This window comes from Acetobacter senegalensis (assembly GCF_001499615.1).
In the GTDB taxonomy this organism is placed as follows: Bacteria; Pseudomonadota; Alphaproteobacteria; order Acetobacterales; family Acetobacteraceae; genus Acetobacter; species Acetobacter senegalensis.
The window spans coordinates 252,015-267,064 of record NZ_LN606600.1; the positions used below are offsets into that span (position 1 = coordinate 252,015).

A 15,050-nucleotide genomic window follows, 5' to 3' on the forward strand; every position below is an offset into this window, starting at 1 on the left:
CCTTGTTCCTGCGGAGGATACGGCCTCTCCTGCCGGGCAGAAACCATTCCGCGCAACAGGGCAGCCCCGCCCCCACAACAGGCTTGGAATGCATCATGCCCTGCGTCTAGCGTTTGCGCCACAGGGCACGCATCAGTAGGGTGCGTGCTTTCGTATCAGGTTTAAGGACACGGGTTGGGGCATGACATGTCTCTGAGCAGCGCAAGCAAGACAGAAACCGCATCACAGAAAGATGCCAACATGCAATGGGGCGGCCGCTTTGCCGTTGGCCCTTCAGAGATCATGCAGGCCATCAACGCCTCCATCAGCTTTGATAAAGCCCTGTGGAAACAGGATATTGCGGGATCACTCGCCCATGCGGCCATGCTGGCGCATGTGGGCATCATCTCCAAGGATGATGAAACTGCCATCCGCAATGGTCTGACCGCCATCGGGCAGGATATTGAAGCGGGCCGGTTTGAATTTTCAGAAGCGCTGGAAGATATTCACATGAATATCGAAGCGCGCCTGTCCGACCGGATTGGCGAGGCTGGCAAACGCCTGCATACTGCCCGCTCCCGTAACGATCAGGTAGCGACAGATTTCCGCCTGTGGGTGCGTGACGCTATTGACGGGGTGGACCAGCAGGTGGCCTCCCTGATGCGGGCCCTTGCCCGCCGTGCAGAAGAACACGCCGCAGACCCCATGCCCGGCTTCACGCATCTGCAAACCGCGCAGCCTGTCACGTTTGGCCATCACCTCATGGCCTATGTGGAAATGCTGGCGCGTGACCGGGGCCGTCTGGCTGATACGCGCAAACGCCTGAACGAATGCCCACTGGGGTCCGCCGCGCTGGCGGGAACGTCCTTCCCCATTGACCGCAGCATGACCGCTGGCCTGCTGGGCTTTGACCGCCCGACCGCCAATTCGCTCGATTCCGTGTCTGATCGAGATTTTGCGCTGGAATATCTGTCCGCGCTGTCCATCATGGCCATGCATCTCTCCCGGCTGGCGGAAGAGATTGTTATCTGGTGTTCTTCTCCCTTCTCCTTCATCCGCCTGTCCGATGCGTTCACCACCGGCTCCTCCATCATGCCGCAGAAGCGCAACCCGGATGCTGCCGAACTGGTACGCGCCAAAACGGGCCGCATTACCGGCAGCCTTGTCAGCCTGCTGACGGTGATGAAAGGCCTGCCGCTGGCCTACGCGAAGGACATGCAGGAAGACAAAGAACCCGTTTTTGCTGCGACCGATGCCGCCACCCTGTCCCTTGCCGCCTGTGACGGCATGATCAGAGACATGACGGCCAACACAAAGCAGATGCGGGCTCTGGCAGGCTCGGGTTACTCCACGGCCACAGACATTGCGGACTGGCTGGTACGGGTGCTCAAGGTGCCTTTCCGCACTGCACACCATGTAACAGGTCGTCTGGTCGCCAAGGCTGAAGAAAAGGGCGTTGATCTGGCGGATCTTTCTCTGGCTGAAATGCAGGCGGAAGAACCGGGCATTACGGATGACATCTATTCCGTTCTGACTGTTGAGGCCTCCATTGCCTCCCGCACCAGCGAGGGGGGCACCGCCTCCACCAATGTTCTGCGGGAAGCCCGGAAATGGCAGGAAGCCCTTGCGGCGGATGCACCTTCCACCTCAGCAAATAGCGCGGCCAAATAGCCCGGAAAGGACGCCACAGGCATGACACGCTTCACCTTGGGCTTTCTGGCGCTTGTTCTTCTTGCCCTGCCTTTGAGCGGATGCGGCAAGAAGGGCTCGCCCCATGCGCCCGGCCCATCGGACAGGATTACCTACCCACGGACTTATCCGCCGAACGATTAAGCCTGAAAAAACACTGCCTGCCATTGCCTTCCACCCACTGCACCATGGGCAAAGGCAGGTGAGTCTGGCATGATCCGGGGTGATACTTCCGGCATACATACCAAAAACGGTATGTATGCCGGGAATATCGCTGTGCTGTTCCGTTCTCCCACGCTGCGGCATTCTGACAGAAGCCGCAGTTTCTTATTCGACTTCAAGGCTTCCCTCATCCAATGGCCGACGTTCTTCCCTATACTGATGCAGACCCTTCCGTTGCAGAGCTTCTGGCCACGCATCCGCACCTGAAAATGGATGTTCATAGCGGCCTGATGCTGGAAGGCGTGCCCCTGAACGCCATAGCCGATGCCGTGGGTACGCCCTGCTGGGTGATTGGCGGGAACACGCTCCGCAGCCGTATGCACCGTATGCAGTCTGCCATGCAGCAGGCCGGGCTGGATGTCGCCATCCATTACGCCGTGAAAGCCAATGATCATCTGGCCATTCTGTCTCTTCTCCGCGCCGAGGGGTTTGGTGCGGATATTGTCAGCGGCGGAGAACTGGCCCGTGCCATAAAGGCTGGCATGCCAGCCGAACGGATTGTGTTCTCTGGCGTGGGAAAAACAGACGCGGAACTGGAACAGGCCATTGGGCTGGGCGTGGGCCAGATCAATGTGGAAAGTGCGGAAGAACTGGATGTTATTTCCGCCATTGCCCAAAAGCTGGGCCGCACCGCCACCATAACCCTGCGCGTCAACCCGGACGTGGATGCCAAAACCCATGCCAAGATCACCACGGGGCTGGCGGCGAACAAATTTGGCATTCCGTTTCATGATGCGGCCTCTCTCTACGCGCACGCAGCCAGCCTGCCCGGCATCCGGGCCGTGGGGTTTTCCACCCATATTGGCAGTCAGATTCTCTCCACCGCCCCTTATCGCGCCGCCTATGCACGCATAGCGGAGTTGGTGCAGACCGTCCGTGCTGCGGGCCAAACGGTGGAAGTCATTGATTGCGGCGGCGGTCTTGGCATTTCCTACCGCAATGAGCCTGAGGGCCAGCCGGAAGCCTTGGCCGGAGCCATTAAGGCGGAGCTTGGGCATCTGAACGTGCGTCTGGCCATTGAGCCGGGCCGCTGGCCCATCGGCCCGGCGGGTGTGCTGTTGGGAAGCGTCATCCTGCACAAGGCACGCGGAAACGAAGCGCCATTTCTGGTGTTGGATACCGCCATGAATGATCTGTTGCGCCCCAGCATGTATGATGCATGGCATGGCATTGTGCCGCTCAGCGCGCATGAGGCCGCTTTGCCCGCGGCCCACGCGCATGTTGTTGGCCCGGTGTGTGAAAGTGGTGATACCTTTGCACGGGACCGTCTGCTGCCCCCCATGCAGCGCGGTTCCCGCATAGCTATTCTGGACACGGGCGCTTATGGTGCGGTTATGAGTTCCACCTACAACAGCCGCCCACTGGCGGCGGAAGTGCTGGTGGACAATGGAACATGGCAGGTTATCCGCAGCAGGCAGACTGTTGAAGAACTATGGCAGGATGAAATTGTGCCCTCCCATCTCGCCGGGACCGTATGAAGACAGGTGATCTGAAACACGATCTGGCCTCCACCACGGCGCAGGACGGCGCGCTGGCCGCGCGGCTTGCCTCTGCCCGCAAACACGCGGCCCTTGTGCTGCGGGTGGAACGTCTATGGCCTGCTCTTCAGCCCACAGCCGGGCTTTTGGGCCTTTATTGTCTGGCTGGCCTGCTTCGGTTGCCCCAACACCTGCCCGATGGCCTGCGGCTGGTGGTGGTTGCGGGCTGGCTCAGCCTGTGCGGCTGGCGGTTGCAGCGTGACCTTTCTGCTCTCCGCTCCCCTTCCCGCTACGCGGTGGACCGGCGCATTGAACGTGCCTCCGGCTTGCGCAACCAGCCCCTTGCCACCCTGACAGACAAACCCGCCGGGGCTGTGGATGATGGTACGCTGTCACTGTGGCAGGCGCACCAGCAGCGGATTCTGGCCTCTCTTGGCACCCTGCGGGCAGGCTGGCCCAACCTGCTTCCCGCAACAGCTTACCGCCGCGCTGCCGCTGGTGCCCTCCTTCTGGCACTGGTTTCTGCGGGCATTGTCGCTGGCCCTACCGCACCGGGCCGTATTCTGGCCGCCTTCATTCCCGGCCGGGATGACCCGAACGTTCCCATGCCACACGTGGAGGCATGGATTACCCCTCCCGCCTATGCACCAGATGCCCCTGTCTTTCTGGGCAACGGGCGCACGGCACCCAGCGTGCCGGAAGGAGCTCGGCTGACAGCCATTGTCACCGGGCTTTCCACGCATCCGGTTGTGCATGGCGCAAATGGCATGGTGCTCAAGGATGAAGCCCGCCAAAGGCTTGATGCTGGAAACTGGAAACTGGAAGTTACCCTTGACCACACCGGCGTCATCCGGCTGGCAGGCCGGGGGCGCACTCTGGCCCAGTGGCCAGTAACCGTATTGCCTGATGCCGCGCCCACGGCCAAATGGGGGCCCAACCCCGGCGCAGGCAAAGGAGACTGGCGCACCCGCCTGCCCTATGAGGCCGCACATGCCTATGGGCTGGCTTCTCTCTCCGTACAGTTGCATCTGGTTCATCCGGGGCGCGGCCCTGCGCGTAACCTCACCGTTCCACTTCCGCTTTCCGGTCATCCCAAATCCGTAAAAGGCGTTGTCTCACCAGACCTGTCAGAAGACCCCTGGGCCGGAGAGGACGTCACGGGCCGGGTGGTTGCCCAGTCCATCAGCGGACATGAAGGCAAAAGCCAGAGCGTCACATTCCGGCTTGGGGCGCGCGTCTTCCATTCGCCGGTGGCGCGCGCGGTGCTGGATCTGCGCAAACGCTATGCGCTGGAGCGTGAAAGCCGCAGCGGCACGGCAACGGACCTCGCCGCCCTTGGTGAAACACCCGGCCCGATCAATGATCATACGGGCATGTTCCTGAACCTCACCAGCATTGTCGCCATGCTGGACAATGCTGATATCAGCGATGAAACTGCCCGGACCGGGGCCGTTGGTCTGATGTGGGATCTGGCGCTGGATATTGAGGACCGGCGCAACGGGGATGATGCGTCCGCACAGGCCTCGATTGATGCCCGAGCTGCTCAGGCTGCTGTCGCACAGCAACTCCGCCACATGCGTGAGGACGGAAAACAGGATCAGCAGGCGCGTGAGGAACTGGAAGAGCGGCTGAAAGCCCTGAAAAACGCCATTGCCCGCAAGATGCAGGCGCTTGCCGCCCAAGCCTTACGGGACCACACCGCCATTCCTGATCTGCCCGGCCTCTCCCGCGCGGGGGACAAGGCGTTTTCCAAGCTGATGAAGCAGTTGCAGAATGATGCCGCCAATGGCCGTTCGGGCGATGCGCTGGAGCGCCTGCAACAGATGGAAGACGCCACGGAGCGGATGCGCAACGCCACCCCGCAGGACATGGCCGCCCTTGCCCGCCAGATGGTGGCGCAGCAGAAGGCGCGTGAACAGGCCGCCGCGCTCAGAGACCTCACCAGCAAGCAAACCTCCCTGCTGGACCACGCGCAATCCCGACTGGATGAGGTACTGCGCGCGCAGGCCCGGCAGCAGAACGCGCTGGAAGATGATGGCGGTGATGGGGATCAGGATTACGGCAGCATGTCTACCTCCGAGCTTCTCCGTAAGCTCGGCCTGCCTGTCCCTCCCGGCACGGACCAGCAGGACGGGCCTCCGGGTGGTGCCCCCCCTCACCCCGGCCAGCCTTCGCCGACACAACAGGAACCTTCCGCGCAGACGATGATCGACCCGGCAAAAGCGGAAGAGCAGGCTGCCGCCCGCCGGACGGACCGCGCCACCCAGCACGCGCTGGAACGGGCACTGGACGAACTGAAAGATGAATTCAAGGAACTGACAGGCAAAACGCCACCCGCTTTTGATGATGCCCGAAAGAGCATGAAGGACGCCCGCACGGCATTGAGCGATGGAGAAGATTCAGCAGCAGCCACGGCGCAGGAAAAAGCGCTGGAGGCCCTGCGCAAAGGCCGCCAGCAGATGCAGGACGCCATGAAAGGCGATGGCAAAAGCAGTGCCCCCAGCTTTATTCCCGGCTTTGGCAGTAGCGGCGACGGTGATGGCCAGCAGGGGCAGGGCAGCGCCAGCAGCGGTGATGATGGTTCCACCCCCTCCGACGATACGGACGAGAGTGACGAACAGGACCAGCAGAAAGGCAAGCGTGACCCGCTGGGTCGCCGTCTTGGTGAAGGCGGAGATCAGACCCCGGATGATGGTACGCACGTGCCCGATAACGTCGCCCGCCAGCGTGCGCGCGAAATTGAGCAGGAACTGCGCCGCCGTGATTCAGACCGCACCCGCCCCCAGCAGGAACTGGACTATCTGGACAGGCTTCTGAAACCGTTCTGACGGCGTGAAGGCTGCTTGCGCCTTGGCTGTGAAATACCTTAAGGTTCCGCCATCTTTTTCATAGATGTGAGTATCGTCTTTCATGGCCCGTTTTCTTGTGACCGGTGGCGCCGGATATGTTGGCAGCCACGTTGTTCTTGCCTTGCTGGATGACGGGCATGACGTTGTGGTGTTTGACAGCCTACGCACCGGCCACCGGGCGGCTGTGCCAGCACAGGCCAGCTTTGTTCACGGAGATCTGGCTGATCTGGACTGCCTGAACAAGGTTCTGGCGGAAGGCCCGTGGGACGGCGTGCTCCATTTTGCCGCCCTCTCTCTGGTTGGCGAAAGCATGCAGGACCCCATGCTGTATATGTCCGCCAATGCGGGCATCGGGTTCGGCCTGATTGATGCCTGCGTGCGTCACGGTATCAAACGGTTTGTGTTCTCCTCCACCGCCGCCCTGTTCGGTTCTGCGGGGGATGCCCCCATCAGTGAAGACACCCCCGTAGACCCCGGCTCGCCTTATGGTGAGAGCAAATACATGGTGGAACGCGCTCTTTACTGGGCAGACCGCATCCATGGGCTAAAAAGTGCATGCCTGCGTTACTTCAACGCGGCAGGGGCAGACCCGGCTGGCCGCGCTGGGGAAGATCACCGGCCGGAAACGCACCTGATCCCGCTGGTGATTGACGCCGCCCTGCAACGCCGCCCTGCGCTTACGTTGTTCGGACAGGACTACCCTACCCCGGATGGTACCTGCATTCGGGATTATGTGCATGTCACCGACCTTGCCCGCGCCCATCTGGCGGTTCTACCACTCTTGAACGAAAAAAGCGTGACCTTCAACGTGGGAACAGGGCGCGGCAACTCCAACCGTGAGATCATTGAAAGTGTGGCACGCGTCACCGGGTTGGACGTGCCGTGGAAGGCGGGTGATCGTCGCCCGGGTGACCCTCCATGCCTGGTGGCCAGCCCCGCGCGCCTGATGGACGCCACGGGCTGGGCTCCTGAATTCACCGATATCGACCGGATTGTGGAAACCGCCTACGCTTGGCGCAAGGTCCACCCGCAGGGCTATGGCGCGTAAAACCCGCCTTTTCCTCTCAGCCTTTTTTAATGGCAGGCCGTATTTTTCTGCTGCCTGCCTACCGGCTGAAAACCGGCCCCTCCGGTTTTCAGCCTCTTCCGGCACCTTCCTCTTCTGGCTTACCTTTTCTGCTGCGCGGGCCGCCGTTGCCGGAATGTTTCTGCTAGGACCCTCACTTTCTGCGGCCCATGCTGAAGGGCCTGCCTATCGTACCCACCTACCCGGCGTCGGGCCTGAAGATCCTCGCCAACGAGTAGATACAACCCAGATGCCATGGTCCGCCATCGGCCGGGTGCAAACCGAACTGGGGAGCCGGTGCACAGGTTTTCTGATCAGCCCTGTGCTGGTGGAAACCGCTGCCCATTGCCTGTGGCTTTCTCCCACTGCACGATTTATCCGCCCAACCAGCGTGCACTTCCTGCGCGCTTATAGTGGAGATCATTACATTGCCCATGCCCGCGTGGTGCGGGTGATGATCCCACCCGGTTACACCACAGCCGAGGAGGCCCGCACCGCCGGATTGGATCACGCCACACTGGTGCTCGATCATCCCGTCGCCAAACCGGATGACGTGTTTCATGTCACCGCGGGACCGGCCGATATCGCCCCCGGCACGCCGATCATGCTGGGCGGCTACGAGCAGAATCAGCCCGACATCATCACCGCGGATCTGGCCTGCCATATCACTGGCCTTTCACAGGATCTGGGCGGGCATACATTGTTTACACATGATTGCGCGGGCACCCATGGCAGCAGTGGCGCACCCGTTCTGACACAAACGCAGGGTGGCTGGCAGGTTCTTGGCGTTCAGGTGCAGGCCAGTACCCAACAGGCCGGGGGCCGCGCCGTCCCCCTGCTAAACAGCCCATCAGCACAGCAATGAGCAGGATCAAGGACACGACCTGCTTTTCATGAGACAAATAAGGCAATTATTCGCATAAGGGAGGTTCTCTGTCCCATGTTTGCCATGCGCCTGCACAAACCCGGCACCCCTTTGCAATGGGAGGAATTGCCGGATCTTACGCCTGGACCAGGCGAAATCAGGGTCAAGGTTCTGGCCTGTGGTGTCTGCCGCACAGATCTGCATGTGGTGGATGGAGACCTGACACACCCCAAACTGCCCATAACACCGGGGCACGAAATTGTCGGGCGTGTTGATGCGCTTGGCATCGGCGTATCCTCTCTGGCCATTGGCCAGCGTGTGGGCATTCCGTGGCTAGGCCATACGTGCGGGCATTGCCCGTATTGTGACAGCCACCATGAAAACCTGTGTGACCATCCCGTTTTTACCGGTTACACGCGTGATGGCGGTTACGCTACGCAAGCCGTAGCAGATGCCCGCTTCGCCTTTCCGTTAGGGGAAGAGGGATCAGACGTGGAAGTAGCCCCGCTATTGTGCGCTGGGCTGATCGGGTGGCGGTCTCTGATCAAAACCGGTGATGCGCAGAAGGTCGGGCTATACGGTTTTGGTGCAGCGGCTCACATTATTGCGCAGGTTCTGGTGCGGCAGAAAAAGAAGGTTTTCGCCTTCACACGCCCCGGCGATACCAAAACGCAGGATTTTGCCCGCGAACTTGGCGCAAGCTGGGCCGGAGGCTCGGATGAACTCCCCCCGGAACAGTTGGATGCCACCATTATTTTCGCACCCGTTGGCAGTCTGGTGCCCGCCGCACTGAAAACCCTGCGCAAAGGCGGCAAGGTGGTGTGCGCAGGTATTCATATGAGCGAAATTCCTGCGTTCTCCTATGATAGTTTGTGGGAGGAACGGGAGATCGTGTCCGTGGCCAACCTCACGCGTCAGGACGGGCTGGATTTTCTCTCGCTTGCACCCAAAATCGGGATTCACACAACCACCACGCCCTATGCCCTGAAAGACGCCAACAAAGCCCTGGATGATCTGCGACATGGTCGGTTTGATGGTGCTGCCGTGCTGGTGCCCTAACACGGCTCACGGCTCACGGCTCACGGCTCACGGCTCACGGCTCACGCTTGTCAGGAAGCGGGCTGAGCGCAAGCCTCTAACGGTATATTTTCGGCCGCATTCAGCACGGAAACCAACAAACCGGGAAAGCGGGCCTCCAGTTCAGCATCACGCAGACTGTTCATGTGGGCGGTGCCCACTACCTCCGTCCGCACAATCCCCGCCTTCCGCAGCACCATAAAGTGATGAGAGGTAGAGGATTTGGGCCGACCGGCCTGTAGCGGCGCGCAGGGCTGAGGCTGAACCTGCGCCAGGCTGCGCACCACGAACAGACGATACGGGTCCGCCAATGCGTGCAGGACTGCCGTTAGTTCAAAAGCGTCAGCCGGAGGATGCTCATATTGCTTCATACCGTCTCCTTACTGTCAGCCTCTTGCAGGTTTCAATAGTTCGATTATAGTCGAACTATACATTCCCCAGAATGAGTCCAACAAAAGGTGTTTTTCATGGCTGGTCTTTTCGACTCCTATACCCTCAAGGACATCACGCTACGCAACCGCATCATGGTAGCCCCCATGTGCCAGTATATGGCGCAGAACGGGGTACCGAATGATTGGCATAGTGTGCATTATGCCTCTCTGGCGCGTGGTGGTTCCGGCCTTGTGGTGGTGGAAGCCACTGCGGTTTCTCCGGAAGGGCGCATCACGCCGGGCTGCCTTGGCTTGTGGAATGATGAACAGGCTGCCGCCTTTGCTCCCATTGTGGAAAGCATCCGCAAGGCGGGAGCCGTGCCCGGAATCCAGATTGCCCATGCAGGCCGCAAAGCTAGCGCGAATGTGCCGTGGGAAGGCGATGATCATATTCCGGAAAATGATCCCCGCAGTTGGCAGACCATTGCTCCCTCCCCCGTTGCCTTCGGGGCCAACCTTCCCCGCGTGCCCCACGAGATGACGCTGGATGATATTGCACGCGTGAAAGCCGATTTTGTCAAAGCCGCAGAACGTGCACGGGATGCCGGTTTCCAGTGGCTTATGCTGCATTTTGCCCATGGGTATCTGGCGCAAAGTTTCTTTTCCGCCCATTCCAACCAACGGACAGATCAGTATGGTGGGTCCGCGGATAATCGTGCGCGCTTTCTTATTGAAACACTGGAAGCCGTCAAAACGGTCTGGCCAGACAATCTGCCACTTTCCGCCCGCTTTGGGGTCATTGAATTTGATGGCCGGGATGAAGAAACATTCCGGGACTCCATCAGCCTTCTTCAGAAACTTCGTGCGTCAGGACTGGATTTTCTGGATGTCAGCATCGGCTTTTCTACACCGGAAGCCAAAATTCCGTGGGGTCCGGCGTTCATGGGCCCATGGGCACGGCGCGTGGGTGAGGAAACTGGCCTTCCTGTTTCCACATCCTGGTACATTAGTGAAGGCAGGCAGGCCGATGCTTTAATCCGCACCGGCGGCCTGGAGATGGTTTCCATCGGGCGGCCCCTGCTGGCTAACCCGCACTGGCCTTATGCCGCAGCGCGCGCCGTACATAACAAGGAAGCCCCCGCTCTGCTGCCAAAATCTTACGGCTGGTGGCTGGCGCGCTACCAGTAACCGCACGCCTTCCGCTGTGCTCTGACAGAGCGACATCCCAGAGCCATGCCGGTGAAACTTTCTTCCCCGGCATGGCTCTGATCTTAACTTAGCCCTTGGGCATCCCCACACACTGTTCGGGCCCCGGAAATTCACGGCTACGCACCGCTTTTGCATAGGCAGCAGCAGCCTTATCTACTTCTGCGCCCAGATTTCCGAACCGCTTTACAAAGCGGGGCGTGAAATCAGAAAACAGACCGAGCATATCCTCGCCCACAAGCACCTGCCCGCCACATGCTGGTGATGCGCCTATGCCAATGGTCAACACGGGCACGGCCTCGCTAATGGCGCGCGCTACCGGCTCCATGGTGCTTTCAATCACAATGGCAAACGCTCCGGCCTCTGCCACGGCCTGTGCATCCTGCATGATCTGCTCGGCCTCATCCCCTCGCCCAACGGTCCGGAAGCCGCCATGCGTATGCACGGCCTGCGGTTTGAGACCAATGTGCCCAATGACCGGAATACCGCGCTGGGTGAGGAAATGGATGGTTTCCGCCATTTCCACGCCCCCTTCCAGCTTGACGCATCCCGCTCCTGTTCGCGCCATGATCCCGGCAGATGTCTGAAACGCCTGCTGCGGGCTTTGCTGGTAAGTGCCAAAGGGCAGATCAATTGCCACGCACGCCTGCTGGCTGCCACGCACCACGGCCTGCCCATGGGCAATCATCATGTCCGTGCTGACGCCCAATGTTGAGTCCATGCCGTACACAACCATTCCCAGCGAATCTCCCACCAGCAGAAGATCACAATGTGGGTCCAGCAGTTTGGCCATGGGGGTTGTGTAGGCCGTCAGGGCCACAACAGGCGTTTCCAACGCCGCCAGCGAGCGCGGAGTATGCCGTTTGGCCGCAACATGTTTGCTCAAAAAAGTTTCTCCCGCTCAAAAAATCAGCAATCCCCGCACCATCACCGAGAAGCCGACACTCTGTCCAGCCGCTCAAGACAAAGTTTTTTGGAGAAAGAGGAAAGAGAATGAAAACAGGCCATTGACAATGCTCCCCCCTGCCTTTAGTTCACTCCTCAACAAGTCGGAAGGGTGCCCGAGTGGCTAAAGGGGGCGGACTGTAAATCCGCTGGCGTACGCCTACGTTGGTTCGAATCCAACCCCTTCCACCATTTTTCCTAAAATCTCGAAAAATCATTTCGTTAAAGATAGCGGTTAGCCTTTGCGTCTTCCGTGTCGGTCGCTGCCTGTTGGTAGCCTTTGCCCATATGCGAAGATAGCGCAGACTCGTTCGCAACAGCGCCTCTCTGATGCGAGGCTTGAACGGGATAGAAACGCGTGCCCGGAAAGCGTTGTTGCGCCTCTTCTACTGATCCTCAGGCACACGACATCGCCCTCGTCGTCCACCTACCGCTCGAAAGATCGAACAAAGACATCGCACGGACTTACCACGACGACAGTCTCAGGCGAGATTACGCATGCAAGCCGCGTTAATTAAGAACCTTAAATCTGAGAGTTCATCGCCAAGCACTATGTGCCTCAAATGGCGGCCCGGATTGCGCCACTCAATAATCTAAGCCCATTCTTAAACAGAGCCTGAACAGCCAACATACGGGGCAGAGGCAACCTGAAAAGTCTGTTCAGTCTGCCCGACGGTTCTGTGAGGACTGATATGTTGGTTTCCTATCCTGCCAATCCTGCATCAACAAACCTTCTATCCATCGTTTCAACCTTAAAAACGACTTTCCAGCGTTCAACTGCTGATTTTTCAAATAGCTTCCTGTTGGATATCTCAACATTAACTCCCCCGTCCCGCGTTCTCATAGAACCCAAAAAGAGGAGACGGGAAATAATGTTAAAGGGTAACCGGCCGTTCTGTGCCGCCTTGATTATGCGGCCTTTTTGTGAAGCGTATTCGCGGGTTGCCAGTTCCATGGCAACAATTCGTGGAGGCGGTTGATCTTGTGTTCGTTGATGCGGGCGAGAACATCGGCGAGGTAATCGTGCGGGTTGAGGCCTGAAAGTTTTGCGCTTTCGATAAGCGTCATGGCATCAGCGATGTTGTCGCCCCCGGCGTCTGAACCGGCAAACAGATAGTTTTTCCGCCCGACGCATACCGGTCGTATGGCCCGTTCGGCAGGATTGTTGTCGATGGCAACACGACCATCTTCGAGGAAGAGGGTAAAGGCTGCCCACCGGTTGAGCGCATAACGGATTGCTTTTGCCAGTTCCCCCTTGCCAGGGATACGGGCGAGCTGTGTTTCGCACCATGCGTGGAATGCTGTGACACGAGGGCGGCTTTTTTCCTGTCGGACAGCCAGACGATACGGAGCAGGAGACCCGGTGAGCTGCCGCTCGATATCGTAGAGTTCCCCGATCTGCTCGAGTGCTTCCCTTGCGATTGTCGAATCACTGCCCTTCCAGACATCATGGAAGGCCCTGCGGAGATGAGCCCAGCAGGCCGCTTCGCGCACATGCACGGTTCCCGTTGCATCGGGTTTATACAGATCCCTGAACCCCGCGTAGGCGTCAGCCTGCAGAATGCCCCGGAACTGTGCCAGATGGGTCTGGGGATTGATCCCCTTGCGATCGGGAGAGAACCAGTAGGCCACGGCGGGCGGATCACTCCCGCCCCAGGGGCGGGGATCGCGCAGATAGGTCCAGATCCGCCCTTCCTTCACACCACGTGGTTTCCCAGCCTGGCGCAGACGGGAATCAAGAACCTGGATGGGTGTATCATCGGCATGCAGCAGGTCTGCCTTTACGACATCCTGACGGATCAGATCTGTGAGAGGACGCAGAACGGCAACGGCCTGACCACACCAGTCGATCAGGGTTGAACGGGGAATGTCCACACCCTGACGGGCAAAGATCTCGTTCTGACGATAAAGCGGGATATGGTCATCGAATTTCGAGACCAGGATATGGGCCAGAAGCCCGGGGCCAGCCATCCCCCGTGGAACAGGGCGCGACGGTGCTTCAGGCTGCACCATCGTTTCGCAATGGCGGCAGGATTTCTTCAGCCGTGCCGTTTCGACAACTTTCAGTTTTGCCGCAATAAAGTCCAGTATTTCGGTGACATCTTCGCCTACAAGACGCAGAGGACCGCCACAGGCAGGACAGGCCTCACCCGGGTCGAGAACAATACGCTCCCGTGGTGTCGTGTCAGAAACCTGTGGTTTGCCACGCTGCCGTGGGGGAGAGACTGCATCATCGCTGACATCATGCTCCCTGATATCAGGAGAAGGATCGGCTGCCGCGATGGCGATTTTTACATCTTCAAGGAGCAGTTCGAGCTGTTCAATCTCACGGTCTATCTTTTCTGAACTGGCCCCGAATTTCTGTTTCTGAAGGCGTGCGATCCGGATTTTGAGAGACTGGACAAGAGCCTCATACGCACGGGCCGACGCAGAAAGCCGGGCCACTTCGGTCTGCAGGGAAACAATCATTTCCCTCAGGATATCCGGATCATCAGGCAGGACCACGGGTGCAGGCGTCATTATGAAAAAATAGCAGAAAATCTAAGAAAATTCAAAAGGTTCTACACGATCACGCCATAAAAATCAGGCTACGCGAGACGGTGGTGCAGACCAGGAAGGGCGTCTCCACTCCATGCCTTCCCACAGCATGGCCATCTGTGCTGTCGTCAGGCGTGCAACGCCCTCTGCCGGAGACGGCCATGGAAAACGTCCCTTCTCAAGCACCTTGTAATAAAGACAGAACCCCTGACCGTCCCACATCAGAAGCTTGATCCTGTCGCCACGGCGACCACGAAAAGCAAAGAGCGCCCCTGATGTCGGGTTCTGACGCAGCACGTCCTGTGCCAGTGCTGCCAGACCCGATATGCCCTTGCGCATATCGGTCACCCCGCAGGCCAGATAGACACGCACGCCGTTGCCCACGCCAATCATGCCGTCTCCGCAATCTGGATGACCCGGGCCAGAAGATCTTCGGCAGGATGTCCCGTCACCCTGATACTACGGCCATTGCGCAGCACTATGGCCAGTTCGTCAGGTCCACCGCCAGATGTCACAGCAGGTGTCGTCACTGAAGCAACAGGAATAAACGCCACAGACTGATCTGGCGAAGATAGTCTTTGACGGAATGAACTCCGCCATTGGTAAAGGTGTTGGCGGGTCAGGTCATGCCGACGTGCCACATCCGATACACTCGCTCCATCCACACCAACTTCAGACAGTATCGCCAGTTTGCGTTCATCCGACCAGCGGCGACGGCGTTCAACACCAATCAGGATTTCCTGGGCCATTCTTACCTCTCAAATG

13 protein-coding genes and 1 tRNA gene are annotated in these 15,050 nt (G+C 59.2%); 9 read left to right on the top strand and 5 right to left on the bottom strand.

The features are described 5' to 3' along the window. Positions 1-186 precede the first annotated feature (186 nt). The 7 genes from argH (at position 187) to ASN_RS01100 (ending at position 9,207) form a co-directional block, all read left to right on the top strand. Positions 187-1,650, top strand: coding sequence for an argininosuccinate lyase (gene argH, locus ASN_RS01075; RefSeq protein ID WP_058986962.1), 1,464 nt, complete (start codon positions 187-189; stop codon positions 1,648-1,650). A gap of 21 nt (positions 1,651-1,671) precedes the next feature. Beyond that, the gene (locus ASN_RS19800; protein WP_166443778.1) at positions 1,672-1,812 is read left to right on the top strand and encodes a hypothetical protein; all 141 of its coding nucleotides are present in this window, start codon (positions 1,672-1,674) and stop codon (positions 1,810-1,812) included. A 212-nt stretch (positions 1,813-2,024) separates the two neighbouring features. Continuing rightward, a complete protein-coding gene (gene lysA, locus ASN_RS01080; protein WP_058986963.1) occupies positions 2,025-3,368 on the top strand; it encodes a diaminopimelate decarboxylase in 1,344 nt (447 codons plus the stop codon). Beyond that, positions 3,365-6,196, top strand: a complete 2,832-nt coding sequence (locus ASN_RS01085; RefSeq protein WP_058986964.1) for a DUF4175 domain-containing protein — start codon at positions 3,365-3,367, stop codon at positions 6,194-6,196. The genes lysA and ASN_RS01085 overlap by 4 nt, the downstream gene beginning before the upstream one ends. A gap of 82 nt (positions 6,197-6,278) precedes the next feature. Further along, a complete protein-coding gene (gene galE, locus ASN_RS01090; protein ID WP_058986965.1) occupies positions 6,279-7,265 on the top strand; it encodes a UDP-glucose 4-epimerase GalE in 987 nt (328 codons plus the stop codon). After that, the gene (locus ASN_RS01095; protein WP_231948316.1) at positions 7,255-8,148 is read left to right on the top strand and encodes a trypsin-like serine peptidase; all 894 of its coding nucleotides are present in this window, start codon (positions 7,255-7,257) and stop codon (positions 8,146-8,148) included. Before galE ends, ASN_RS01095 begins: the two co-directional genes overlap by 11 nt. 75 nt (positions 8,149-8,223) lie before the next feature. Next, a complete protein-coding gene (locus tag ASN_RS01100; RefSeq protein ID WP_058986966.1) occupies positions 8,224-9,207 on the top strand; it encodes a zinc-dependent alcohol dehydrogenase family protein in 984 nt (327 codons plus the stop codon). Between the two features lie 50 nt (positions 9,208-9,257). Here ASN_RS01100 and ASN_RS01105 read toward each other — a convergent pair whose 3' ends face one another. Beyond that, positions 9,258-9,596, bottom strand: coding sequence for an ArsR/SmtB family transcription factor (locus ASN_RS01105; protein WP_058986967.1), 339 nt, complete (start codon positions 9,594-9,596; stop codon positions 9,258-9,260). Positions 9,597-9,692: 96 nt separating this feature from the next. On the opposite strand from ASN_RS01105, the gene ASN_RS01110 reads away from it, so the two are divergent. Continuing rightward, the gene (locus tag ASN_RS01110) at positions 9,693-10,784 is read left to right on the top strand and encodes an NADH:flavin oxidoreductase/NADH oxidase (RefSeq protein WP_058986968.1); all 1,092 of its coding nucleotides are present in this window, start codon (positions 9,693-9,695) and stop codon (positions 10,782-10,784) included. Between the two features lie 88 nt (positions 10,785-10,872). Here ASN_RS01110 and panB read toward each other — a convergent pair whose 3' ends face one another. Continuing rightward, on the bottom strand, positions 10,873-11,688 hold the full coding sequence (gene panB / locus ASN_RS01115; RefSeq protein WP_058986969.1) for a 3-methyl-2-oxobutanoate hydroxymethyltransferase: 816 nt from the start codon (positions 11,686-11,688) through the stop codon (positions 10,873-10,875). A 165-nt stretch (positions 11,689-11,853) separates the two neighbouring features. On the opposite strand from panB, the gene ASN_RS01120 reads away from it, so the two are divergent. Then, positions 11,854-11,939: transfer RNA gene (locus ASN_RS01120), tRNA-Tyr, on the top strand. Between the two features lie 717 nt (positions 11,940-12,656). Here ASN_RS01120 and tnpC read toward each other — a convergent pair. The 3 genes from tnpC to tnpA form a co-directional block, all read right to left on the bottom strand. Then, positions 12,657-14,267 (bottom strand): IS66 family transposase, encoded by a 1,611-nt coding sequence (gene tnpC, locus ASN_RS01125; protein WP_058986868.1) that lies wholly within the window; start codon positions 14,265-14,267, stop codon positions 12,657-12,659. A gap of 63 nt (positions 14,268-14,330) precedes the next feature. Further along, a complete protein-coding gene (gene tnpB / locus ASN_RS01130; protein ID WP_010510701.1) occupies positions 14,331-14,678 on the bottom strand; it encodes an IS66 family insertion sequence element accessory protein TnpB in 348 nt (115 codons plus the stop codon). Then, complete coding sequence (gene tnpA / locus ASN_RS19125; protein ID WP_058986867.1) at positions 14,675-15,034, bottom strand: IS66-like element accessory protein TnpA; 360 nt, start codon at positions 15,032-15,034, stop codon at positions 14,675-14,677. The genes tnpB and tnpA overlap by 4 nt, the downstream gene beginning before the upstream one ends. Positions 15,035-15,050 lie beyond the last annotated feature (16 nt).